Source organism: Pantoea sp. App145 (assembly GCF_047947045.1).
Taxonomy (GTDB): domain Bacteria; phylum Pseudomonadota; class Gammaproteobacteria; order Enterobacterales; family Enterobacteriaceae; genus Pantoea.
Genome location: NZ_CP133290.1, coordinates 1681681 through 1707100, shown reverse-complemented (window position 1 = coordinate 1707100; position 25420 = coordinate 1681681). Strand labels below are relative to the sequence as shown.

19 protein-coding genes, 1 tRNA gene and 2 pseudogenes are annotated in these 25420 nt (G+C 50.4%); 8 read left to right on the top strand and 14 right to left on the bottom strand.

The annotated features are described in order from the left end of the window. Positions 1–10: 10 nt before the first annotated feature. Positions 11–637 carry a multifunctional acyl-CoA thioesterase I/protease I/lysophospholipase L1 gene (gene tesA / locus RCF31_RS07830; RefSeq protein WP_416413002.1) on the bottom strand — a complete coding sequence of 209 codons (627 nt, stop codon included), beginning with the start codon at positions 635–637 and terminating at the stop codon, positions 11–13. Between tesA and ybbA the strand changes: the two genes are divergently transcribed. Continuing rightward, entirely contained in the window at positions 605–1291 is a 687-nt protein-coding gene (gene ybbA / locus RCF31_RS07825) for a putative ABC transporter ATP-binding protein YbbA (protein WP_416413001.1), read from the top strand. The two genes, tesA and ybbA, sit on opposite strands and share 33 nt — an antisense overlap. Beyond that, positions 1288–3705, top strand: a complete 2418-nt coding sequence (gene ybbP / locus RCF31_RS07820) for a putative ABC transporter permease subunit YbbP (RefSeq protein ID WP_416413000.1) — start codon at positions 1288–1290, stop codon at positions 3703–3705. The genes ybbA and ybbP overlap by 4 nt, the downstream gene beginning before the upstream one ends. Positions 3706–3755: 50 nt before the next feature. Here ybbP and purK read toward each other — a convergent pair whose 3' ends face one another. From purK to ppiB, 4 genes are all read right to left on the bottom strand, one after another. Then, on the bottom strand, positions 3756–4820 hold the full coding sequence (gene purK, locus RCF31_RS07815) for a 5-(carboxyamino)imidazole ribonucleotide synthase (RefSeq protein ID WP_416412999.1): 1065 nt from the start codon (positions 4818–4820) through the stop codon (positions 3756–3758). Continuing rightward, the gene (purE, locus tag RCF31_RS07810) at positions 4817–5326 is read right to left on the bottom strand and encodes a 5-(carboxyamino)imidazole ribonucleotide mutase (protein ID WP_310616360.1); all 510 of its coding nucleotides are present in this window, start codon (positions 5324–5326) and stop codon (positions 4817–4819) included. Before purE ends, purK begins: the two co-directional genes overlap by 4 nt. Before the next feature lie 131 nt (positions 5327–5457). Beyond that, positions 5458–6174, bottom strand: coding sequence for a UDP-2,3-diacylglucosamine diphosphatase (locus RCF31_RS07805; RefSeq protein ID WP_416412998.1), 717 nt, complete (start codon positions 6172–6174; stop codon positions 5458–5460). Next, positions 6174–6668, bottom strand: a complete 495-nt coding sequence (gene ppiB, locus RCF31_RS07800) for a peptidylprolyl isomerase B (RefSeq protein WP_084873276.1) — start codon at positions 6666–6668, stop codon at positions 6174–6176. The genes RCF31_RS07805 and ppiB overlap by 1 nt, the downstream gene beginning before the upstream one ends. 216 nt (positions 6669–6884) lie before the next feature. Here ppiB and cysS point away from each other — a divergent pair, with 216 nt between their 5' ends. Further along, positions 6885–8270, top strand: a complete 1386-nt coding sequence (gene cysS, locus RCF31_RS07795) for a cysteine--tRNA ligase (RefSeq protein WP_299456775.1) — start codon at positions 6885–6887, stop codon at positions 8268–8270. A 33-nt stretch (positions 8271–8303) separates the two neighbouring features. Here the strand turns inward: cysS and ybcJ are convergent, their stop codons facing one another. Then, entirely contained in the window at positions 8304–8516 is a 213-nt protein-coding gene (gene ybcJ / locus RCF31_RS07790; RefSeq protein ID WP_084873280.1) for a ribosome-associated protein YbcJ, read from the bottom strand. Next, positions 8516–9382, bottom strand: a complete 867-nt coding sequence (gene folD / locus RCF31_RS07785) for a bifunctional methylenetetrahydrofolate dehydrogenase/methenyltetrahydrofolate cyclohydrolase FolD (protein ID WP_299456773.1) — start codon at positions 9380–9382, stop codon at positions 8516–8518. The genes ybcJ and folD overlap by 1 nt, the downstream gene beginning before the upstream one ends. A 166-nt stretch (positions 9383–9548) precedes the next feature. On the opposite strand from folD, the gene RCF31_RS07780 reads away from it, so the two are divergent. Beyond that, on the top strand, positions 9549–10049 hold the full coding sequence (locus tag RCF31_RS07780) for a DUF1198 family protein (RefSeq protein ID WP_416412997.1): 501 nt from the start codon (positions 9549–9551) through the stop codon (positions 10047–10049). A 123-nt stretch (positions 10050–10172) separates the two neighbouring features. On the opposite strand, the gene RCF31_RS07775 is transcribed toward RCF31_RS07780, so the two are convergent. Beyond that, positions 10173–11273, bottom strand: a complete 1101-nt coding sequence (locus tag RCF31_RS07775; protein ID WP_416412996.1) for a phosphoserine transaminase — start codon at positions 11271–11273, stop codon at positions 10173–10175. Between the two features lie 2 nt (positions 11274–11275). Further along, the gene (locus RCF31_RS07770; protein ID WP_416412995.1) at positions 11276–12559 is read right to left on the bottom strand and encodes an ATP-grasp domain-containing protein; all 1284 of its coding nucleotides are present in this window, start codon (positions 12557–12559) and stop codon (positions 11276–11278) included. A 506-nt stretch (positions 12560–13065) separates the two neighbouring features. Between RCF31_RS07770 and RCF31_RS07765 the strand changes: the two genes are divergently transcribed. The 3 genes from RCF31_RS07765 to RCF31_RS07755 all read left to right on the top strand — a co-directional run bounded on the left by RCF31_RS07765 (position 13066) and on the right by RCF31_RS07755 (position 18483). Next, positions 13066–13142: transfer RNA gene (locus RCF31_RS07765), tRNA-Arg, on the top strand. Positions 13143–13307: 165 nt separating this feature from the next. Further along, the gene (locus tag RCF31_RS07760; protein WP_416412994.1) at positions 13308–14492 is read left to right on the top strand and encodes a tyrosine-type recombinase/integrase; all 1185 of its coding nucleotides are present in this window, start codon (positions 13308–13310) and stop codon (positions 14490–14492) included. Positions 14493–14721: 229 nt separating this feature from the next. Further along, the gene (locus RCF31_RS07755) at positions 14722–18483 is read left to right on the top strand and encodes a hypothetical protein (RefSeq protein WP_416412993.1); all 3762 of its coding nucleotides are present in this window, start codon (positions 14722–14724) and stop codon (positions 18481–18483) included. Between the two features lie 808 nt (positions 18484–19291). Here the strand turns inward: RCF31_RS07755 and RCF31_RS07750 are convergent. From RCF31_RS07750 to RCF31_RS07730, 5 genes and pseudogenes are all read right to left on the bottom strand, one after another. Then, on the bottom strand, positions 19292–20359 hold the full coding sequence (locus RCF31_RS07750; RefSeq protein ID WP_416413235.1) for a helicase RepA family protein: 1068 nt from the start codon (positions 20357–20359) through the stop codon (positions 19292–19294). Between the two features lie 129 nt (positions 20360–20488). Next, positions 20489–21325 (bottom strand): annotated as a pseudogene (locus RCF31_RS07745) (primase-helicase zinc-binding domain-containing protein); the annotation flags it as partial. Continuing rightward, a complete protein-coding gene (locus RCF31_RS07740; RefSeq protein ID WP_416412992.1) occupies positions 21318–21845 on the bottom strand; it encodes an ash family protein in 528 nt (175 codons plus the stop codon). The pseudogene RCF31_RS07745 and the gene RCF31_RS07740, both read right to left, overlap by 8 nt. Continuing rightward, positions 21845–22042: an AlpA family transcriptional regulator gene (locus tag RCF31_RS07735; protein WP_416412991.1), complete on the bottom strand. Its 198-nt coding sequence runs from the start codon at positions 22040–22042 to the stop codon at positions 21845–21847. The genes RCF31_RS07740 and RCF31_RS07735 overlap by 1 nt, the downstream gene beginning before the upstream one ends. After that, positions 22039–22923: an integrase domain-containing protein gene (locus RCF31_RS07730; RefSeq protein WP_416412990.1), complete on the bottom strand. Its 885-nt coding sequence runs from the start codon at positions 22921–22923 to the stop codon at positions 22039–22041. The genes RCF31_RS07735 and RCF31_RS07730 overlap by 4 nt, the downstream gene beginning before the upstream one ends. Positions 22924–24252: 1329 nt before the next feature. Between RCF31_RS07730 and RCF31_RS07725 the strand changes: the two are divergent. Beyond that, positions 24253–24549, top strand: a pseudogene (locus tag RCF31_RS07725) (helix-turn-helix domain-containing protein). Positions 24550–25420 lie beyond the last annotated feature (871 nt).

Below are 25420 nucleotides of genomic sequence, written 5' to 3'. Positions count from 1 at the left end.
CGCGCCTGCGTTAATCATGCTTTACTAGCGGGGCCAGTGCTTTCGCCATCACGCCGGCGATAAAGGGCTGTGCATCCGGGTTCGGATGTATGCCATCCTGCTGCATCCACTCCGGTTTCAGGTAGACCTGTTCCATAAAGAAAGGCACCAGAGGAATGTCGTACTGCTGTGCCAGCTGCGGATAAATCGCGCTAAACGCCTCCGTATAACGACGTCCATAATTTGCCGGTAAACGAATCTGCATCAGCAGCGGCTGGGCATTGGCTCCTTTTACCTCGTTGATAATTTTGCTCAGATCCTGGGCGATATTTTGTGGTGGGAAGCCGCGCAGACCATCGTTACCGCCCAATTCGATTAACACCCAGCGTGGTTGGTGCTGTTTTAATAACGCCGGTAAACGCGCCAGCCCCTGTCCGGCGGTATCGCCGCTGATACTGGCGTTGATAATTCTGGGCTGCTGCTGCCATTGTTTATCCAGCAGGCTCGGCCAGGCGACGGTGGCGGACATCCGGTAACCAGCGCTGAGGCTATCGCCCAGCACCAGCAGGGTATCAGCTGCGGCAAGACGTGACACCAGCAGAAGCAATAACAACAGGAAGGGATAATGCCAGCGGAAAACATTGTTGAAGTTCATCATCTTACTAAGTCCGTCGGTCAGGGAGAGCATCAGCTGACCATCCTTACTGGAGTTGAGCTGGTTGTCAAACCAGCCGAGACCATCGCGCTGATTGGTGAGTCTGGCTCGGGCAAATCGACGCTGCTGGGCATCCTCGCCGGGCTGGATGATGGCAGCAGCGGCGAAGTCCATCTGCTCGGCGAACCCCTGCATACCATGGATGAGGAGCAGCGGGCTGCGCTGCGCGCCAGGGAGGTCGGCTTTGTTTTTCAATCCTTTATGCTGGTGCCAACGTTAAATGCGCTGGAGAACGTGCAACTGCCTGCGCTGTTGCGTGGCGTGAGCGATCGGGAAAGCCGCGCTCAGGCGGTGGATTTGCTGACCCAGCTTGGGCTGAAAGCGCGTTTGCATCATCTTCCCGCACAACTTTCCGGTGGAGAACAACAGCGTGTGGCGCTGGCGCGTGCCTTTAACGGATGGCCAGGTTTGCTATTTGCCGATGAACCGACTGGCAATCTCGATCGTCAGACCGGTGACCGCATTGCTGATCTGTTGTTTTCCCTGAACAGGGATTTCGCCACGACACTGATCCTGGTTACGCACGATGAACAGCTGGCGGCACGTTGCGATCGTCGCCTGCGGCTACGTGATGGCAAATTGTGGGAGGAGTCATGATCTGGCGCTGGTTCTGGCGCGAGTGGCGTTCGCCCTCGCTGTTGATCGTCTGGCTGGCGCTGACGCTGGCGGTGGCCTGTGTGCTGGCGCTGGGTTCGATCAGCGACCGCATGGAAAAAGGCTTAAGCCAGCAAAGCCGTGATTTTATGGCGGGCGATCGCACGCTGCGCAGCAGTTCCCCGGCCCCGGAAGCCTGGCTGGCAAAAGCGCGTGAGGAGGGCTTGTCAGTCAGCCGCCAGCTCAGTTTTATGACCATGACCTTTGCGCAGCAAACGCCGCAGCTGGCGGATGTGAAGGCGGTCGATGATGCGTATCCGATGTTCGGTACCTTGCAAACGGATCCTCCTGGCCTGCGCCCGGTTGCCGGAACGGTGTTGGCGGCCCCGCGCTTGCTGGCGTTGCTCAACCTGAAAACCGGCGATCAGATTGATGTGGGTGACACCACGCTGCGTATTGTCGGGGAGGTGATTCAGGAGCCGGATGCCGGTTTCAATCCCTTCCAGACCGCCCCGCGCCTGTTAATGAACCTGGCCGATGTGGAGAAAACCGGTGCTATTCAGCCGGGTAGCCGTCTGAGCTGGCGTTACAAATTTTCCGGCGATCCGGCCCCATTGGCACGCTATGACAGCTGGATTCAGCCGCAGCTGAAGCCCGATCAGCGCTGGATCAGCGTTGAAAACTCAGAAGATGCATTAGGACGATCGATGCAGCGGGCGCAGCAATTTTTGCTGCTTTCGGCGTTACTGACGTTGCTGCTGGCGATCGCCGCCGTCGCGGTGGCGATGAGCCACTATTGCCGCAGCCGCTATGATTTGGTGGCGGTGCTGAAAACCCTCGGTGCGACGCGGCGGGTGCTGCAACGCTTAATCATCGGCCAGTGGCTGGCAGTGCTGCTGCTGGCAGCATTGGCGGGGAGCGTGCTGGGGCAGGGAATTGAGGTCATCCTGCTGGTGATGCTGAAACCGGTCCTGCCTGGCGCGCTGCCGGCCGCCAGTTTCTGGCCCTGGCTGTGGGCGCTGGGGGCAATGTTTGTGATTTCGCTGCTGGTGGGCCTGCGACCTTATCGTTTATTAATGGCAACCCTGCCGCTACGCGTATTGCGGCGGGATGCCGTGGCGAATGTCTGGCCGCTGCGTTTCTATCTGCCGGTGATGGCACTGGTGGTGATTGGTCTGCTGGCGCTGCTGATGGGCGGCAGCAAAATGTTGTGGGCACTGCTGGTGGGCGTAGTGATGCTGGCAATATTGCTGGCGGTACTTGGCTGGGGCGCGCTGCTGCTGTTGCGGCGTCTGGTGGTGCGCAATCTGGCGATGCGATTGGCGATTAATCGTCTGCTGCGCCAGCCTGCCATGACCCTCAGCCAACTGGCGGCTTTTTCGCTCTCCTTTATGCTACTGGCACTATTGCTGGTGATGCGCGGTGACCTGCTGGATCGCTGGCAACAGCAATTGCCACCGGATAGCCCCAACTATTTTCTGCTGAATATGACGCAGGAACAGGTGCCGCAGGTACGTGATTTCCTCCATTCGCATCACATCAAAGCAGAAACCTTCTATCCGATTATTCGCGCGCGTCTGACGCAGCTGAACGGGAAGGATGCCGATCCGAATATGGATAACGCGCTGAATCGCGAGCTGAATCTGACGTGGCAGGCAGAACGACCAGATCATAACCCACTGGTGGCGGGAACATGGCCGCCGCGTGCCGGGGAGGTTTCAGTAGAAACTGAGCTGGCGGATCGGCTGGGAGTGAAACTGGGCGATACCTTAACCTTCAGCGGCGATACCCAGCAGTTCAGCGCCAAAATTACCAGCCTGCGTAAAGTTGACTGGGAAAGCATGCGACCAAACTTCTTCTTCATTTTCCCGCCGGGTGCGCTGGATGATCAGCCGCAGACGTGGCTGACCAGCTTCCGTATGGACAGCAATCCGGCCTTACTGGCGCAACTGAATCGCAGTTTCCCCACCCTGAGCCTGCTGGATATTGGCAGCATACTGCGCCAGATTGGTCAGGTGCTGGCGCAGGTCAGCCAGGCACTGGAAATTATGGTGGTGCTGGTGACGATTTGCGGCGTGTTACTGTTGCTGGCGCAGATTCAGGTCGGTATGCGTCAGCGGCGTCAGGAGCTGGTGGTTTATCGCACGCTGGGGGCGAGCAAGCGGCTGCTGCGTGGGACGTTATGGTGCGAGTTCGCGCTGCTTGGCGTGGTGTCGGGTGTGGCAGCGGCGCTTGGAGCGGAAGCGGCCCTGTGGGGATTACAGCGTAAAATCTTTGATTTTCCGTGGGAACCAGACTGGAGCCTGTGGCTGGCGTTACCGATCTGCGGAGCAGTTTTGTTGTCGTTGTGCGGCGGCTGGTTGGGTGTGCGCTTGCTGAAGGGGAAAGCGTTGTTCAGAAGGTTTGAGGCGGCGTGATAAATCGCACCGCGTTACAGAACGGTCGCCATTGATGGCGACCGTTTTCGTTACAGTTTCTCCACCGCCCAGGCGATACCACTGGCGTACTCAGGCGGTAGCAAAGGCACCAGCGCGTTCAGAGCCGCAGCCAGGCGGGCCTGGTCGCTGTCAGTGATATTCAGGTGACCCACTTTACGTCCCGGACGCACTTCTTTTTCGTACCAATGCAGATGCACCAGCGGCTGATGCAGCCACGCCAGATTCACATCAGTACCGATCAGGTTGACCATCACGGAAGGTGCATACACCACCGGCTGTGGCAGCGGTAAGCCCAGTACGGCACGTAAATGCAGCTCGAACTGGCTGATGGACGCGCCATTCTGTGTCCAGTGCCCGCTGTTGTGCACGCGCGGAGCCAGCTCGTTGATCAGCAGGCCTTGTGGTGTGATGAAACATTCCATCGCCATCACGCCCACGTAGTTCAGCTCATGCATGATGGCGCTGAGCATTGCTTCGGCCTGTTGCTGCTGTGCGGCATCCGCCTGCGGGAAGGCCACGCTGGTACGCAGAATGCCGTCCTGATGCAGGTTATGGGTCAGCGGGTAGAAAACGGTGCTGCCGTCCTGACCGCGCGCGCCCACCAGTGAAACTTCGCCGCTGAAGTTGATGCCCTGCTCAACGATACATTCACCGTAGCATTCATCCGGCAGGCTGTCGGTTTCATTGGCGCGCAGACGCCACTGACCACGCCCGTCATAACCACCGGTACGGCGTTTGACAATGGCAAGTTCGCCCAGTGAACTGAACACCTGCAGCCACTCGCTTTTATCCGCCAGCAACTGCCACGGCGCGGTGGCAAGGTTGAGCTGATCGAGCAGCTGTTTTTGCGTCAGGCGATCGGCCAGACGCGGGAAAATATCGCGATTCACAAACGCCGGATGGCTTGCCAGTTCACGCGTCAGCGCAGTTTCCGGCCAGCGTTCAATTTCGGCGGTGATAACGCTTTGTGCAATCGGCAGGGCAGAGGGTTCCGCATCCAGCCCTACCGGGTAGACAGCGATACCCAGCGGTTCACCGGCCTGACGCAGCATCCGGCCTAACTGACCATTTCCCAGTACGCAAACCGGTTTCATGCATCCCCCCGCGGGTCCGGGTTGTTCAGCACTTCATCAGTCTGGGTCTGACGCCAGGTTGCCAGGCGAGTTGCCAGCGCGCTGTCGTGAATCGCCAGAATCTGTGCGGCCAGCAGTGCGGCGTTCGCGGCACCGGCTTTACCAATTGCCAGCGTGCCTACCGGAATACCACGCGGCATTTGCACGATGGAGTAAAGGCTATCGACCCCGCTCAGCGCGGCGCTTTGTACCGGTACACCCAGCACCGGCACCAGCGTTTTGGCTGCCAGCATGCCCGGCAGATGTGCGGCACCGCCAGCACCGGCGATAATCACCTGAAAACCATTCTGGGCGGCGTTTTCGGCAAAGCTGAACAGTTTGTCCGGCGTACGGTGAGCAGAAACCACTTCAACGTGGAAGGGGACATCCAGGCTGTTAAGAATTTCCTCGGCGAACTGCATGGTAGCCCAGTCACTTTTGGAACCCATGACGATGGCGATACGGGCCGGGGCGGCGTTGGATGACATGCGGTCAACTCCTGTGAATATACAAACGAACCTGGCCGGGCGGGCAGGTGAAGAAGGGCACAGAGAATAGCATGAGATGGCAGCAAGGAAAACGGTTGCGTGGCCGGAAAACGGGCAAGATTGCCCGTTTGTCAGAACGGAAATTCGATAAGCCTGACGCCATCAGCATCGACCTGAACCATCGATCCCTGCTGATGCCAGGCACCGAGCACCACGCGTTGAGCGTTTTCACCCTGCAAAACAAACTCATGGATAGCCGGGCGATGGGTATGGCCGTGAATCAATAGCCGCACCTGCTGGCGCGTCATGGCCTCGATAACCGCCTGTTGATTGACATCCATGATGCTCAGCGACTTATGCTGATTGGCCTGTTTGCTGTCGGCACGCATTCTGGCGGCAATCCGCATCCGCAAACGTAATGGTAAGGCGAGAAACAGTTTTTGCAGCCAGCGCTGATGCACTTTGGCGCGAAAACGCTGGTAGCCTTCATCGTCGGTGCAAAGGGTATCGCCGTGCATAATCAGCAGACGCTGACCATACAGAGTTAACACCTGTTCTTCCGGCAGCAACGTCATGCCGCAGGCAGCAGCAAAGCGCTGGCCGAGCAGGAAATCGCGATTGCCGTGAATAAAATACTTCGGAACCGGCAACGCCTTGAGCACAGCGGCGATTTGCTGATGCAGCGGATTGGGATCGTCATCGCCGATCCAGGCTTCAAACAGGTCACCGAGGATATAAAGCGCATCGCACTGATGCGCTTCACGCTGCAAAAAATGCAGAAAACCGGCAGTAATTGCCGGTTCGTCCTGACACAGATGAAGATCTGCGATAAACAGCGTGCGCGACATTACTCGCTAACGGTCACTTTCTGGATGATCACGTCATCTTTCGGCACATCCTGGTGCATGCCGCTGCGGCCGGTAGCAACCGCTTTGATTTTTTCGACTACGTCCATACCTTCAACCACTTCAGCAAACACGCAGTAACCCCAGCCCTGCAGGCTTTCGTCACGGAAGTTCAGGAAGTCGTTGTCGGCTACGTTGATGAAGAACTGCGCAGTGGCAGAGTGCGGGGCCTGAGTACGTGCCATCGCCAGAGTGCCACGGGTGTTTTTCAGACCGTTATTGGCTTCGTTACGGATTTCTTCTTTGGTGGCTTTCTGTTTCATGCCAGGCTCAAAACCGCCGCCCTGAATCATAAAGCCATTGATGACACGGTGGAAAATGGTGTTGTCGTAGAAACCATCACGGCAGTAATCCAGGAAGTTCTTTACGGTTGCCGGCGCTTTATCATCGAAAGTTTTAATTACGATATCGCCATGGTTCGTCTGGAAAGTGACCATCATTCTCGTCCTGTAAAGGTTGTCGTCGGTGCCAATAGCCGCGCATGCAAAGCAGCGGGCCTTTTTGTAGACGCTCCTTATATCACAAATTGTGATGACGCGTCAGCAAGGTGGCGGCTGTTGCTATGCTGGCGTCGCGCTGGCGTAAAAAATACGGCACAATACGCAGCTAGCCTGAATAGGCCTTCTTCGCACACGTTTATACGGAACCTTTCAATGTTAAAGATTTATAACACCCTGAGTCGACAGAAAGAGGAATTCAAACCCATCCATGCTGGCGAAATCGGCATGTACGTGTGCGGCATCACGGTGTACGACCTCTGTCATATCGGCCACGGGCGTACCTTCGTTGCGTTTGATGTGGTGGCGCGCTACCTGCGCTATGTCGGTTATACGCTGAAGTATGTGCGTAACATCACCGATATTGACGACAAAATTATCAAACGTGCCAACGAAAACGGCGAAAGCATCGAAACCCTGACCAATCGTATGATCGGTGAAATGCATAAAGATTTCGCCGCGCTGGGTATCCTGCCGCCGAATCTGGAGCCACGCGCCACACGTCATATCGACGAAATTATCGAGTTGGTTGGCCTGCTGATTGAGCGTGGTCACGCTTATGTGGCAGATAACGGCGACGTGATGTTTGATGTCCTCAGCGACAAAGATTACGGTGCGCTGTCACGCCAGGATCTGGAGCAATTGCAGGCCGGTGCGCGCGTGGAAGTGGCTGAAGTGAAACGCAATCCGATGGATTTCGTGCTGTGGAAGATGTCCAAAGCGGACGAACCGGCATGGAGTTCACCGTGGGGCAATGGTCGTCCGGGCTGGCATATTGAATGTTCGGCGATGAACTGCAAACAACTCGGCACCCATTTCGATATTCACGGCGGCGGTTCCGATCTGATGTTCCCGCACCATGAAAACGAAGTGGCGCAGTCCACCTGTGCGCATGACGGTCCGTACGTTAACTACTGGATGCACTCCGGTATGGTGATGGTTGACCGCGAGAAGATGTCAAAATCCCTCGGCAACTTCTTTACCGTGCGCGATGTGCTGCAGCACTACGATGCGGAAACCGTGCGTTACTTCCTGATGTCGGGCCACTATCGCAGCCAGCTGAACTATGGCGAAGATAACCTCAATCAGGCGCGTGCGGCGCTGGAGCGCCTCTACACTGCGCTGCGTCACACTGATGCTGCTGCGGTGGCGGCGGGTGGTGAAGAGTTTGAAACACGCTTCCGTACTGCAATGGATGATGATTTCAACACGCCGGAAGCTTACTCGGTACTGTTCGATATGGCGCGAGAAGTGAACCGTCTGAAAACGGAAGATAAAGCGGCTGCCGATGCGCTGGCGGCGAAACTGCGTCAGTTGGCGGATGTGCTGGGCATTCTGCAACAGGATCCGGAGCAGTTCCTGCAAAGCGGTGCGCAGGCGAACGATGATGAAGTGGCGGAGATTGAAGCGCTGATTCAGATGCGTAACGATGCGCGTAAAGCGAAAGACTGGGCGCAGGCCGATGTGGCGCGCGATAAGTTGAATGCGTTGGGGATCGTGCTGGAAGATGGTCCGCAGGGCACGACATGGCGTCGTAAATAAGAACAAGGGCGAACTTCGGTTCGCCCTTTTTGTTTATGCCACAACGGTAATGCGTTGACCGGCAAATTCCACCGTTTGACCGGCGAAAATCTTACAACGTTTACGGGTTTCCACTGCGCCATCGACGAGCACTTCACCTTCACCGATGACCGCTTTAGCCTGAGCGCCGCTCTCCACCCAGCCTTCGAGTTTCAGTAGATCGCACAGATCAACATGCGGGTGTTTACCCAGAGAAAAACTTGCCATTATGCGTTCTCCTCATCGTGATATTCTTCGCACGCCTGCAGCGTGTTTTGGATCAGGGTGGCAACCGTCATCGGGCCAACACCGCCCGGCACCGGCGTGATATAAGAAGCGCGTTCGGAAGCAGTGGCGTAATCCACATCACCTACGACTTTACCGCTTTCCAGACGGTTAATACCCACATCGATCACGATCGCGCCCGGTTTAATCCAGTCACCCGGGATAAAGTTTGGTTTACCCACCGCGACGATCAACAGGTCAGCATGCTCAATATGGTGACGCAGATCTTTAGTGAAGCGATGGGTGACGGTGGTGGTGCAACCCGCCAGCAGCAGCTCCATGCTCATCGGACGCCCAACAATATTCGATGCACCAACCACCACGGCATTCAGGCCGTAGGTATCGATGTTATAGCGCTCCAGCAGCGTTACGATACCGCGTGGGGTGCAGGGGCGCAGTTTCGGTGCGCGCTGGCACAGGCGACCGACGTTATACGGATGGAAGCCATCGACGTCTTTGTCCGGCACGATGCGTTCCAGCACTTTGACGTTATCGATGCCTGCCGGCAGCGGCAACTGCACCAGAATGCCATCGATCTCGTGATCGTTGTTCAGGGCATCGATTAAATCCAGCAGTTCGGCTTCGCTGGTGGTGGCAGGCAAATCGTATGAACGGGATATGAAGCCCACTTCTTCACAGGCGCGACGTTTGCTGGCGACATAGATCTGTGAAGCAGGGTTTTCACCCACCAGAACGACTGCCAATCCCGGGGCGCGTTTTCCGGCTGCCAGACGCTGCTGTACTTTTTCCGCAACCTCAAGGCGCACCTGTTGCGCAATCGTTTTACCGTCAATAATTTTTGCTGCCATCAGAGAGGAAATCCACTGTGTTATGTTGAAACGGGGGAAAGGCGCCTATTCTGTCAGAAGCGCGCCGCGCTGTCAGGCACAGAATGATCCTGAGGTCTGCTTTTGTCACTTCAGATTGTCAGCGTTAACCCGTATCATGCCTGGCGATTAATTTAGTGGAATGCATATGATCTGGCTAATTCTTGCGACTTTAGTGGTGGTGTTTGTAGTGGGTTTCCGCCTGCTGACGGCCGGTTCTCGCCATGCGGCGCAGGCACTGAGCAAGCGACTGCAATTGCCTCCGGTGCATGTGGAATCGATGTTGTCGCTGATGGGCAAAGAGGCGGCGAAAGAGTTTACCGACTACATCACCGGCGACAATGAAAGCCATTTGCAAAATGCCACGGTGGTACTGCTGATCTGGCAGGTGTTTATCGTCGATAGCGGGGATGCGAATATGCAGCGCTGGCATCAGATTTTGACGCGCGCGCATTTTTCTCCGGTCATCACGCAACAGCAACTGTTGCTGGCGATGGGTTTTCTGCGTGAGCTGGAACCTGACAGGCAGGAGATGAACGCCCTGCGTGAACGTTTCAACGGCAGTTTTGCCCAGGGAATCGAGCTGGAAGGCGAGGCGAAAGAAGAGACGAATCTGATCTCACTGAGTGAATATCGCAATCGTCACTGAGGGGCGATTGGCTGGCGGGTGCAAAAACGCGCAACCCATAATTCGGCACAAGCGTACTCACACCGCAAAAAAATGCCCCCGTCTGTCACCCGGCGGGGGCATTTTTATTGCTGACACAGATGATTATTTGCGGTTTTTACGCATGAAATCATCCATGAAGTTGGTCAGTTTTTCAGCCGCAGGCTGGGACAGTGCATTATAGATAGAGGCACGGATACCTCCGATGGCGCGATGGCCTGCCAGGCCTGAGAAGCCTGCTTCATGGCTTTCAGCCAGGAATTTTTTCACCAGCATTTCATCAGGAAGTTTAAACGCCACGTTCATTTGTGAGCGGTCTTCGACGCTGCTCCAGCCATTGTAGAAACCATCACTGTTATCCAGCATGGCGTACAGCAACTCAGCTTTATGGCGGTTGGTTTGCGCCATATTTTCCAGACCACCAACATCATTAAGTAACCAGCGGGTGACCAGCAGTACAACGTAAATTGCAAACACCGGCGGTGTGTTGAGATTGGAATGGGATTCCACCTGACGTCGGTAGTTCAGGAAAGAGGGCAACTCCTCAGAAGAGGCTTTTACCACGGTGTCATGTACCAGCACGATGGTGACGCCTGCCGGGCCGATGTTTTTCTGGGCATGGGCGTAAATCACCGAGAATTTATTGGCATCGCAAGGTTTTGACAGGAAATCAGAAGACATATCGCACACACGCGGAACATCATCGCGGCCCAGGATGCGCTGGAATTGCAGCCCTTCAACCGTTTCGTTCGAGACGTAATGCAGATAAGGCGCGTCCGGTGAAAAATCGAGTTCATCATCAGCAGGCAGGCGGTTAAATCCGCAAGATTCCCCGCTCCAGAGCACTTTAACCGGGCCTTCGCGGCGAGCTTCAGTGACAACTTTACTGCTCCAGTAACCGGTATCAAGATATTCAGCGGCGTGTTTCTGACCGCGAAGCAGTGTCATCGGTACCATAGAGAACTGCTGCGTGGCACCGCCTTGCAGGAACAGAATGTGGAAATCTTTCGACAGTCCTAGCAGGGTGCGAATGTTGTTTTCAGTTTCTTCAACAACTGCAGCAAACCAGTCAGAACGATGGCTGATACCGAGGATGGACAAGCCAACTTCTGGCACTTCTTTAATTGCAGCTTCAACCTGTGCGAGAACCGTTTCCGGTAATGCCCCAGGGCCACCGGAGAAATTCAGGGCGTTACGTGAAATCATGTTTATTTTTGTCCTTTTAACGCATCATCAGATGTGTCGGTGTGCGCAAAGGCACGGGATAACAGCAAATCGCGGCATGCTGTTTTAACTTTGTTCATGTGGATTTGTTTATGCGGGAACATCTCTTCCAGATCCATTGCATGGACGACCATTGCCGGGTCAATTTCAAACACCAGCAGTGTGCCTTCCGGTGTTTCACTGCAATCAATTCCCAGATAATCGAGCTGCGTGGTGTCGTAAATAGCTTTCAGCGCCTGCTGGTGACGGTCTGCAAAATCCTGGAAGTGATCCAGAAAAGCCGCTTCTTCTTCACGTTTTTTCGGATCTTCGTACATGGACGCGTTGACGTAATGCACCATCCAGTGTGATGAAATTGCCATGTGGCAGGCATAAGGCACCCCGTCGATCAGCGAAATACGGTACTTGCGGAACTGACCATCTTCATTGCTGTAATCAATAAAACGAGACAGGAAATAGTCTTCAACCTTAACGCGTGTCAAATATCCGGCCAGTTCGTCCTGGCTGGTGATTTTCTCCAGACCATGACCGCCATGTGACCCTGCCGGGCGGAGGATAATCGGGAAGTCACTGTCGGGCAGGGCATCGCGCAGTGTTATTTGTCCGGCGGCGACTGCGGCCAGTGTCGAAAATGTCACCGGATGTGCCTGCGCGATGGTTAAACCTGGTTTGTTCTGCAATACCCTGCTGGCTGTATGGCGCTCAGAACTCGGAATATGTTGTGGTGCATTGATCACCGGTACCGGCCACTGATTCGTGATGCTTTCAAGCTGTTGCAGCAGGAACAGATTTTCGGTGGTGGCACTGATGCCAATCATCAGTAGATCGTGTTCAGGGATCGGGGATTCAAACGGGGCTTCTGGCGTAATGTAGTAATAAATCAGCTCGATATCGCTGTTTTCCAGCAGGCAGTCGAGGGGCACATTGGCGGAAAGTGTGCCGGGAACCATCAGCATCAGTAAACGCAGCCTGGCTGGTTGTTGTGCAGCCCTGAGGGTGTAAACCTGTTGCATCGCCAGGGCTTGATTCTGAATCGTCAGCCCCAGGTCAGTGCATTGAAGGCACTGCATAACGGTGGAAAGATTCATCCACAATACCGCGTCATCAGGATTTTGCTCAGCGCGCTTGACCAGTTCCTGTGCGATCTGAGTACATTCATCGCCCGCAATACTCATGCGTAAAAACGGTGCCAGCCCAAGGAAATGTGTCGCGTCAAAAGCCCTGGGCGTTGAGTTCTGGTCCGGAGAGATGGGGGATAGTGTTTGCAAAGAAGTCGTCTCTTTTGGCCGTATGGTGCATCGAATACTGCATCGGTTTCTGTCCGTAGGATAACGAATCAGAGGGGGCTCCAATCGCCAGAAAATCGCTAAATTATTCGTCGACTAATACTGATTAAGGGCTTTTTATCTGGCTTAAACAGGTTGGATGTATCTAAACGTAAAAATTAATGTTGGTATGCTTCTGTCCTGATAAAAAAAGAAAAAGGCAGCCACCCGTTTCCAGACATGACTGCCTCTTCTGCCAGTCATCATCACATTCGGCATTGTTATCGCGATGCGGCACAGACGCTCAGTAAATGGCTGCAACTGCTTTCAATCCATATGGAATCGAACTGGAAGGTGAGGCGAAAGAAGAGACGAATCTGATCTCACTGAGCGAATATCGCAATCGTCATTGAGGGGTGATTGGTTATATGATCATCACTCTGCACTTAGCGGGTGCAAAAACGTTGACGCGACAACGTGCCAACGTATAATTCGACGCAACCGCATATGCGCCCTTAGCTCAGCTGGATAGAGCACCGGCCTTCTAAGCCGTAGGTCACAGGTTCGAATCCTGTAGGGCGTGCCATCTCCTCTTCTTCTCATTTCTTTTTTAGTCTGCAAATCCCCTCTAAACCCTTATCAATACTGCATTTCCGATCTTTTAACTTCTATTCAGTTCCGCTAAAAACTTTACTTATCCGGGGGCATCATTGGGGGCACTGGCCTGTTCAATGGAGTGAAATGCCCCCAAATGAAGCTCAACGTCCGTCAAATCGAGACTGCCAAGCCGAAAGACAAAGCCTACAAACTTGCTGACGGCGGCGGTCTGTACCTCGAAATATTCCCCACTGGTGGTAAAAGCTGGCGTCTGAAATACCGCTTTGCAGGAAAAGAAAAGCGCGTGGTGTTTGGCCTCTATCCTGCGATGACGCTGGCGCAGGCGAGGGGCAAACGCGAAGACGCGAAAAGGATACTGGCGGCGGGTGGTGATCCCGGTGCGGCTAAGCAGGAGGCGAAGCAGGCCAAAATCCTCGCGGTTAACAACAATTTTGAAGCGATGGCGCGGGAGTGGCATGAGACAAAGCGGGCTAACTGGTCGCAAGGCTATGCAGATGACATCCTGGAATACCTGCGCAAAGATATTTTTCCCCATATCGGCAAAATGCCGGTCACTGAAATCACACCGATGCTGATGCTGGCGGTGCTGCGCAAAATGGAACAGCGCGGTGTGCTGGATAAGCTGAAGAAAACCCGCCAGGCGTGTCGGCAGATTTTCACCCACGCCATCGTAACGGGCAGGGCGCAGACTAACCCCGTGACTGATCTGGCGGCGGTGCTGAAACCCCCGAAGCAAAAGCATTTCCCTTATCTGCTGAATAACGAGTTAGGCGCGTTTCTGCGCGCGCTGTGTGGCTATAGCGGCAGCAAGGTGACTCAGTACGCGACACGCTTGCTGATGCTGACAGGGACGCGAACGATTGAGTTACGTGCGGCGGAGTGGAGGGAGTTCGATTTAAGTAAAGGACTCTGGGAGATCCCCGAAGCACGCATGAAGAAGCGGCGTAAGCATTCGGTGCCGCTGTCGCGGCAGGCTGTTGAGTTGCTGGAAGAGATACAGCAGCTCACCGGGCGCGGCAAGTATGTGTTTCCGGGCAGGAGCAACGCCGGGAAGCCGATGAGTGAGGCGACTATTAATCAGGTGATCAAACGGGTTGGGTACGATGGGAAGGCTACTGGGCATGGGTTCAGGCATACCATGAGCACGGTTTTGCATGAGCAGGGGTATAACTCGGCGTGGATTGAAGTGCAGCTCGCGCATGTGGACAAGAATTCGATTCGCGGGACGTATAACCATGCGCAGTACCTGGATGGGAGGAGGGCGATGTTGCAGTGGTATGCGGATTATTTGGATGGGTTGCGGGATGGGGGAAATTAGAAGGAATAGAGTTAGGTAGGCTTTGTTACCCTATTTCCCCGATTAAAGAAACGGCTAAAATCAAAGTGAATTGGCATCCTCAGGTCTGGAGGCTATTTACAAAGATCCTAATGTGGGGTTAGAAAGTATTTAATAATATGGGACATTCCAGATACTGCTTGAAATGGCTACCTTGATGATGGCGATTAAAAGCGGAGTTTGACAAAGAAGTTCAACTCAGGAAATCAATATGCAGTGGATTGATGAAAAAGATCTTGCGACTTGGGCAAAACGTACTGATGCGCGGGTATTATTGATCGACATGGTTGCTGATCTAATCAGAGCTACGATATCTGACTCAAATCGTTATCGTTTTCGCTTTCCTGGGGGAGATGTCGGGCAAACTCGCGGATGGGATGGAGATTTGGAAACCATTGAGGGAGCCGGATTTATTCCAACTGGAAACTCTAAGTGGGAGTTTGGAGCCGGAGCCGGAGCAACTAAGGCATCAAGGGACTATGCAAAACGTACCCAAGCAACCAATCCTGAGGTTATGGCTGAAAATGTTCTCGTATTAGTAAATTTGGAGGTATGGGATACTCCTCGTCATATGCTAACGACATGGGAGGAGGAAAGAAAGGCTGAAGGTAATTGGCGAGATGTAAAATATATTGATGCTGTTTCTTTGACCCATTGGCTTGATGATAACCCTGCTGTTGCAGCGAAGTTTGCCCGGGAAGTCTTAGGAAACGCACCAAAAGAAGGAGCCCTTAGCACCGACGAGTATTGGGATGAATTTAGTCGGCAATTTTTGCCAGCACTTAACGAGAAAGTAGTCATTGGTGATCGTCAGCAGTTTGCAAATGAGTTAGTTGATAAGTTGCTGGGGCCAGCAAGTATGACCTTGATTGGAGTAGAATCATCAGAAGAACTGGTTGCATTTGCGGTCGCAGCGATACGAACTGCAGAGGTTGAGAAGCGCTCGTTATTAGAATCAAGAACCTTGATAGTTAGAACTGAATCTGCTGCACGCGAATTGAGTAGAAAATCAGGGCTGGTATTCATTGCTACGAAAGAGGCTGAACCGCTTGCTGGTGTTCTATGCACTAACTGTCCGACTCTTTCTGCAGCCACAGGTACGTTTGCGCGCAGGCAAAAAATACTCTTGAGACCCTCTGCCAGCAGTATGGCTGAGGGATTTATTCTAATGGGGCTCGATCGAGATCAGGGATATGAGTTAGCTCAACGCTGTGGGCGAAGTCTTACCATTCTCAAAAGACTAATTCCTAATGTTGCTCCTGTTCAGCCTGAATGGTTACCCCATACGAGCATGCTTAAGCCAGCATTCCTTGCAGGAGGCTGGTCATCGAATGTGGAAATGGACTGTGAACTGTTACGAGAATTAGGTGGTTTCCAATCTTATCATGATCTGGATAAAGTATTGATGCCTACTTTGAGCTTATCAGACCGCCCTATAGATAAAGTTGAGGATGTATGGCAAGTACGAGCCCCAGTGGATGCTTTCTATTTTTACGGACAGCAGCTTACCGATACAGATCTCAATCGACTACGAGATGCGATCGTTAAAGTGTTTGGCTATAGTGTGCAGCCACCATCTCGAGAAGAGAAATTTAGTTTCACCTATACAGCACCAGATGATTACAGTAATTGGTTGCGTGAGGGGCTTGCGCTTACATTGGTAATTATTTCATCATTGCATGGTGTAGCTGGTTTACATATCAATGGAAAATCAATCCAACAATACGTAGATGAGATAGTTGCCACATTGCCTGATTGGGGGAAAAATCATAACTCTCTTATTAGATTAGGAAATCAAACCGCTCTTTTTGCAGAGGCATCTCCAAACCCTTTTTTGAAGGCCCTCGAATATATGCTCGAGGGCGCGCCTGAAGAGATATTTAAGCTCTTCTCAGAAAATGACAGCTCTATATTTGGACATTCTAGTCCGCACGTAAATGTTCTTTGGGCTCTTGAAACTATAGCATGGGAACCACGTTACCTGAATCGTGCAGCTCTTGTGTTAGCTAAACTTTCCGAATTAGATCCTGATCCAGAATCTAAATTAATTAACCGTCCTATTAACAGTTTGCGAGAAATTCTACTTAGTTGGTCCCCTAGCACTTATGCATTACAACCCCAGAGAATTTCTTGTCTTGATGAGATATTGACGACTTGCCCCAACATTGGTTGGCAACTAATAGTTAAATTGCTACCAAGACACCATGACTCGTCTTCACCTACAAGACATCCAAAAATAAAAGATCTTGCACCTAAAAGAAAAGAAGAAATTACATTCGGATTAGTATGGGATTTTGAGGCTGCTATCATAGAGCGAGCTATAAAATTTTCTGGCTTCGACGAGGGGCGAATTATTATTTTAGTCAAGAATCTGGGATCATTTCAACCAGAATGTTTTGCAATGGTGTTAGAACATGTTGACTGTTATCTTAAGGAGTTCCAAACAACTGAAGGGTGTAATGTTTGGCATGAATTGAGGAAGGAAGCAGCTCGGCATAATTACTTTGATAATGCTGATTGGAAAATGAAACAAGAACAACTTTCTTTGATGAATGAAATGATTGAACGCTATCAGCCAATTGATCCATTAGTTATAGAGTGTCAATTTTTCGATGATTGGCTACCACATATAGGGAAGTATCAATCTGAAGGCTCTAATCTTAAAAATATCGAAAACACTCGTGCTGAAGTTATTGATAATATTCTTAAGCGGGACGGCGTATCTGGCGTTTTGAAATTGTCTCAAATGGTTAAGATACCTAGTTTGATTGGACAGTCACTTTCCCAGGCATCAATAGCTATGGAGCAATTAGAAGAATTATTTATCGGATCAATCGCTCCGGATATACCTGCAGAAATTTCATTCTATGTATCTGTTGTCGGAGCTAATAAGTTTGGAAAGTTATGGGAAAAAGTGTTTTTTGAGAAACTACTTTCATACGTTCATGATGATTCACGGAAAGCTAGCCTACTTTTAGGCTGGCCGCAAAATGAAGAAACGTGGGCGTTGGTTGATTCGTTAGGAAACCATATTCGAAAATATTATTGGGAGAACATTCAATCGTTACCTGTTAATGGCAGCTTAGAACAACTACTTTATGCTATAGGACAGTTTCGCATGAATAGTAGAGACATTGATGTGCTCTCTCTTGTACATTTCAGATTGAAGGAACTTCCAACTGACCTTATCTTGGATCTTTTGAAAAAAGGAGTATCACAGATAAATCATGCTGCAAGATATATGGGCGGAATGTTTTCTTATTATGTCTCACTTGCGCTCACAGAATTAAGAAGAAGAACTGATGTAAATGAAGTTGATGTGGCGAGAGTTGAGTATTCTTATATTGCTGTTTTGCGATTCGAAAAGCAACCTCTGACAATTGTTGGGCTAATGATCCGCGAACCAAATATCTTCATAGATGTGCTATCAGATGTTTACAGGAAGGAAAATACTGAGCTAGAAGAAATTATCAGTGAGGAAAAGAAGGCTCGAATTAGCGCATCTTATGATCTCCTCAATGTTTTCAAAGGTGTGCTCTCTCAAAATGAAAAAAATATTGAACTTAGTTCTTTAGTGGACTGGGTTATTCAGGCTCGAAATGAAGCTGCGTCTAAAGGGATTATTGAGGTTTGCGATACTTACATCGGTTACGTCTTTGCTCATGCTCAAAGTGATCAAGTTGACACATTCTGGCCGCCCTCTGTTATTTGCAAAATAATAGAGCAGACGGCATCTTCCCATCTCGAACGAGGAATAAGTATAGAATGTATTAATAAACGAGGTGTTTACAGTAAAGCACTAAACGAAGGAGGTGCCCAGGAAAGGCAGCTCGCCGAAAAATACCAGAAATGGGCAGAAGAAACTTATGTATATCCTAGAACCTCTTTACTACTGACTAGTATTTCAGAAAATTGGTTGAGGCAAGCACGAGAAGAAGATATAAGATCTGAACAAGAGAAAATGAGACGTTAGTAGTCATTATATTATGCCGGAAGCTTCGGTGTGCTTGGTGTGTGAAAATAGAGGGTGTATTAATCGATGGGGTTAATATTAATAACCTGCTTGATGCTTTTTCTCTGGAGTAAGCTAAATTGCTTAGTGATAACTGCTGTGAACAAAAAACATAGGATCACTCAGTGATGATATGCGTTGCTAATTTTTATGGTGATATATTTACCATGAATGAAATTGTAAAAAAATGTCATGAGAAGAAAGGATTATACTGTACCTCTTACTGAGGAAATAAATGATGGGGCAGTAATTAACGATTTTTAATGCATGGTCGAATGCTAATTTTTCGGTGGAGGCTGGAGAACTTACAAGGATCATAGCTTTTAGGGTTTGTCGAAACTAAAAAATTTAGTAAGTAGTAAAGATGTAAACACTAGTTATTCATATTTTTAAGGTGTTGGTAAAGTAAAAGTTATCGAAGCTTAGTTGTGGTGTTCTTTATAATGAGTAAATATGGCTATATTTTTCAAGTTCAGTTGAGATATAATGGTCTCAATATTTTCTATTTATTCAATGCTGCTAATTAAATTTTTTACGAACTTTGATGTTGAAATATTACAGTTGATTTTTTGGAAAAATATCCCCCGCTTTCCCCCCACTTGAGGATCATCACACTTTTCCACCACTTAATTTCCCCATTGTAGGGTAACTTATTGTTTATAAATGTTTTAATAACGCCCCCCCACTTGGCATATATATACAGATGGGGAGTGGGGGAAATCAGCCCTAAAAATGGTTGCTAATTCTTCCTCCCCCACACAGCCCCCATTTAATCCCCCGCTTTCATATCCTGTCGAAATGGCCTGACATGTTCACCGTCGCAAATCACCAGACCGTCTCTTACCAGTTTTTCCAGCCAGCGGTTAAATTTCTTGGAAACGTCGAACCCCATTTTTCTCATATCATCACGAAGCAACGCACGAGTGCATGGTTTACCGTTGGCAGTGCGTAAACGAATGGCTTTCCAAAGCGCCAAATGGTTTTCAGTTAAACGTGAAATCCCGGCCAATGCAGCATTGCCTTCATCGTCTGACTCATTGACGGGCCTTCCTTCATCTTTCAGGACCAGAGAACTGACCTGGTCGCCGTCGTTATCGACATAGAGGTCTACCGGAAAAAGGTCGTAAGCCTGTCGCGGTGGTTCCTCGGCGTCTTTCATTTTGGTGCAACTGAGGATCAGCGCACCGCCTTCACCTTCGCGACGCACGTTGAATTCAACATCCAGCGCTGCACGGAACGCACTGGAACCGCGCGCGCCTCTGTCTTGATCCTTACCGGAATGATGAATAATCAACACTGTGGCCTGCGTTGCTGCCTTGATGTAATCACAGCCCTGAATAAACGCGCCCATATCTTTCGCCGCGTTTTCATCGGAACCGCCAAAGCAGCGGGCGAGGGTATCGAGGATAATCAACCGTACCGGCATGCCGGTTGCTGCTTTGACATCGTTGGCCGCTTTGATCACCTGCTGCACACTTTCTGGGCTGGCCGGGAAGATGGGGCAATCAACACGGTACAGCGAATCGATCGGGCTACCGCCGTTCAGCGTTTCTTCCCATGCCCGGATGCGGCGGGGAACACCGATACCGCCTTCACCAACCACATAAATGACTGCCCCCTGTGTCACCGGTTTGCCCGCCCAGGGTTTCCCGGTGGCGATATGGCACCCCCAGGATACCGCCAGGAAGGATTTATATGATCCGCTGGCACCATAGGCGCTGGTGACAGACGAGCTTGGCAGGTAACCTTTAATCAAGTAGTCCTGACGCGTATCGAAGCCATCAGAACCTTTGCGCAGTGGCAATGCGGTACTTAACTCCATGTAAGTTTGCTCCATGCGGGTGAGTGGGACTTCAGTACATTCAGGTTGATACATCTGTTCCTGAAAGGCTGTTTTGACGGCATCAATTCCGTATTGCTGGCGATAATCATCCCAGTCACAGGCAATATCGCCGGGTGGAAAAGATACCCAGCCATTCACCGCCCGTGCTGCCTGTACAGCCTGCTCCATACCGGTATTTGCAGAGCCATCAGAATGCAGGTCATGATCGCCCGCCAGGATAAAGCAGCTATCGGGGTAACGACTTTTCAGGGCCAGCGCGACATTACGCAGGTTATTGGCCGACATCGCAGCAACCACCATATTGTTAGCCACCTGGCTGAGGGTTAATGCTGTGGCGTAACCTTCAGTAATGACGATGCTTTTGGTTTCGTGGGATGTGTTGAGCGCGATAAAGGCGCCTTTCATCTGCGTACCTGGTAACAGCCGTTTTTCTCCTCCCACATTGATCAGCTGTGCACCCACCAGTTCGCCAGTGACGTTCTGAACCGGCAGGATCATCGCGCCATGACCAAACGTAGCGCCCCCCACTGTCAGGGGGCTTTTTACAGTAAGCATCGCGGCATTGTTGAGATGCCCTTTGCCTGTCAGGTAGGGGCTTTTCCCCTCACGGGCAGCGGAGAGTAATTGCTGAGCTCGCTCCCCAATCGGGCGGAGCGGCGTTTTTTCCCTGGCTGGCGCAGTTGACCGTCCCAGGGACAACCCGGAAACCAGCTTTGCAGCTGATAACAAATCACAGGCATTGACCCTGGCAACCAAATCAAGGCCGTCACCGTGACGGCACTGATTGCAAATCCAGGTGCCACGGCCCTGTTTGTCATCGAAGCGGAAACGATCTTTACCGCCGCAGATGGGGCAGGGGCCATGCTTATTGTTTTCAGGCACTGCAATGCCTAATCCGGTGAGGATCTGCTGCCAGTGATTGCGGGACGCAGCAACGATTTCAGTTACGCAATTAGTCATGGTTGAACTCCGCTTGCAGGGTTTCATTCAGCAGGTTCAGACGTTCCCACAGGACATACATGAGCAATTCTTTAACGAGAGAATGATCCAGTTCGACGATGGCAAACGCCAGGGCGCGACAGTGGTCGAGAACTTCTTCAGCAGAGAGTGGAGTGGTGTCATACATGACGCACCCCCGGATGAGTTCGGATGTATTGCGGGTACAGGCAAGGAAGGGTTGTGACCATTTGGTCGCCTCAGTTGGGGTAAGTGTAAAGTTACCACCAGAGACGCCAATCTCATTGGGTGGTAACTCGAACAGGGTTGGCGTACCGGCCCCAACTGATTCCGGCCTTCCTTTCGGAAGCCCTGCCCGAGCCACCATTGACAACAGGTGTGCACAAGCATTACCCAAATATACTCTGTGGGTATATTCGGGCATCGTCGGGGAGTTCGGAACGCCAATTCCGGCTGCGGATTTTGCCGCAGCGCGCTGATTATACTGAAAAACGCCCGCCAGGGAAAAAGATGAATTCAGCACTATTGCACTCCATCACGCTGTTTGATTTTGTTCGAGATCCATTCATCGATTTCGCTTTCAACCCAGGCAACAGAACGGATACCAAGTTTGACTGACTGAGGAAATTCATTCCTGTCCATCAGCTTGTAAATCCATGCGCGTTTGAAACCGGTTTTAGCCATGACGTCTCTGAGGCGGATAAGTGTTGGTCTGTTCATGATCTTTCTCCCTGAAGGCCGTATACACGTTCGACATAGCGGCCCCGGCCATCGCCGTGCCCTAAATCCATTGAGGTAAGCGCATTGGCTTCTTTGCGACTGAAGCCCTGATACAGATAAAAACGAATGGCATCTTGTGCCCATGCATAACGCAGGCTGTGAGGGGAATACGGCCCTGTCAGGCCAATGCGCGTAGTTGCAGTGCGCCAGAAATTCATGGCTGATTTCAGGTCGCTTTTATCGATAAGTTTGCCGTTACGTTGCCCAGCAACGCTCAGAGCGTGATTTACCGCGTTACTGACCTCCTGATGATTCAAGATCCGCGTTTCACGCGGCCTGCCTCCTTTGGTGCCAAAAACGATGCTCAACCGTTCAGCACCCTGACTCAGCTGCTTCTGCCAGGTTTTGAGGGATGCGCAGCACTGAACGGCTTCCTGCGACCGCAGTCCCAGCACGCGGGAAAGCTGCAAAGCAGCCGCCAGCCCTGCATCAAGCTGGCGGGCTTCGTGCAGGGATTGCTGATATTTCTCTGAGGGAATCGCTAATTTCGTCCCTGCCCGACTGCAACCACCGAGACCCAATGCCCGGTTCGTCAGCCTTTCAGAGGACATCAGTTTTTCTCGTCCAGACTGATCCAATATGGAACGTAATGCGGCCATCTCGTTTTGCAGAGTACGTGGAGCAATCCCCTGTGAACGCCGGGCTGCGATATAGCTTTCGATATGCCTGGCTTTCAGATACTTGACGCTGCGTACCTGAATATTGAGTGCCAGCAAATGACGGCTAAACCTGTCGGCGATCCGAATACGGTCATGCACCGTTTTATGGCTGCCCCCGGCCTGCTTCGCCAGTTGCTTCATTTCTTTTCCAGTCTGACTCATCCTTTTTTCCTTTTTAAAATTCAATACCGGTTTGCTTCTCTGGCGCATGGCAAATAACGGAAACAGCCATGCTGTATCCGTGCTGAATGTTGCCTGTGCGCCAGAGCGGGTGCAGTTGAGGTATTGCGGGGTGTCAGTGGTGCACTCGGTGCAACTGCCTGCGTTTGCAGGTAATCCCCAGGCTTATGCCTGCCTCGGCAACAATTCAGTTCTCCTGTGAAATGGATAGTTAGCGCTTAAAGCGCGGTGTCAGAGTTCATGGCCCGGATGTAATAGGCGAAGATAGAAGACTTATGGCGGTGATCGCTGTGGCGTCACTTTCATGCGCTTACGCGCAAAAAGTGACGCCACGTATTAACACGCAGCAGGGCAGGCGCATGCAGATGCCTGACGGCATAGCAAGGCGCAGCCAGCAGCGTTTAATACGTGCCAGAAAGTGATATGCAAATTGCAGGATGTAAGTAGCAATCCTGATGGAGTATATGAATACAGCTTTGCGTGAGACCTACGGCTTAGAAGGCCGTTGCTCACGAATAGTAGTGAATCATCAGCGCCAGAATCACACGGATGTGATTCATGCTGACGGTCAAAACGCTCGTTATAAGCCGTTTGACGTGGTGTAATGGATCTTAGATCCAGACCTTCATCACAATTGTGATCCCAATTCTCAAAGGTTAAAAAGGGGTTCCGCCACAAAGGCATCCTCTTTCAGGCTACAAGGATATTTGACCACCCGAAGGCGTTTCTCTCAGGTCATACGAAACATTGACTAGCACTCACCCGAAGGCGCTTCTCTCAGAGTGCAGAAGCATTAGATGGCTGTCGTAGACAGCGGGTGTTCGTGGCCGAATTTATGACAACTCCTGATAGTGTTCAAGGGGGATTGTGGGAGAGAAATTGTGAGAGATTAGATATAGCTCGCTTAATCTGGATAGTTAAAAAACTGAGTTGAATATATTGAACACACTTTTTTCTCTCTTCATTTTAAAGGATTTTTCATTGTCGTTGGTGCTCAATTACCTGTTTTTAAATTGGTTATAATTATGTGGTTTTTTAACTGTGTAGAGTAAGTGCTATTTGATTTTCTGCCATTGTTATTACAATGGAATGTAAGTTGTATTTCTGATCTATAGTCAATTTGTTGATTTTAATCTTTCAAGGATGCTTAAGTTGTTGATTAACATTTTCGTGGTTCTGCTATATGATTTGCGTTAGGATGGAAAGGCTCAAACCCTATAGGAAACGTTATAATCAATAAAAGTAAAAATCGATTATTTTATAATGTAATATTCAGCGATCGTGAAGATTGAAAAGAGGTGGGGATTTTCCATGACTGCAAAAAATAAATTTAAAAACTCAGCATTCGAAGCTATCCATAGTGCAGCTGCCGGAATGTTTAAAGTTGGTGTGATCTCACAGGAAATCATGTATAGCTTTGATGCAACCTGCATCGAAGATGTAGAAAAAACACAACTATCTGAAATAAAAAATCACATGGAAAACTAAACGTGAGTCAGCCGGTTTTTTGTTCGTTATCTGAATACCAGCGTTTCGACCATTCAGAAATGGGAAACAGGGATGAAACGCCCCGGCGGGATATCTTTGAAGCTGCTCTCTGTTGTATAAAAGTATGGATTGGAAGTGCTTATTTAAGCAGCCACTTACGACAGTGTTATTAATAGATGTGTCGAAAAATACTCGCGAGATAAAAAATTTATCAGTAAATGTATTTGGAAGACTGCTCAGGTTTTAAGAGAGTAGTCCAGGAGCGAATCCTAACTTACATCATTAATGAAGTTTCTTATGTAATACGAATGCAACGCTTTAACCAATGAAAATGAAATTAATTTCAAAGTGATCCATGACGACAAAGTCGAAGCGATGAAACGTTTCATGAACTCTGGAGTTGAAGCAAAGCGCATAGATGAAGAGGTCTACAAATATCTTTAATCTCTAACAATCTGTCATAAATGAAAAGATCTGTTGTGGTATTTTTTATACTCAAATATCCAAAAGTGTATACTTTTCTGTAAAGCATTCTGAATGTATACTCGCATCCAATTCAACCTGAGCATTAATTCACATAATCGATGCCCTGTACCAATGGATTTAATTAAAATCTTCTAGGTTTGTAAGTGGTATTAATTGAATGTTTATTGCTTTATAATAATTAAATATGCATATTCAGTAATAACAATGCAGGAAAGAAGTGCCACTGGCCCTGACGGTGGTTATTATCTTTAAATGGTTGTGGTGATGATTTTTTATCAATTTCTGAGGGTGTAGAAACGCACTTTGGGACATTTTGTCACCCACATTAGAAGCTGGTTTCTTTATTGTGATAGATGATGAATGGTGAGGTGAAGGCTTCATTGATGGCATTGATTTTTGAATGTTCTTCAGGTTTAAATGAATTCCTGCAATACGCATAAAAATGCGTTCTGAACGCGTAGAACAGCCGGAGTATGATATACAAATTACTCTTTCCTAAGAGCAA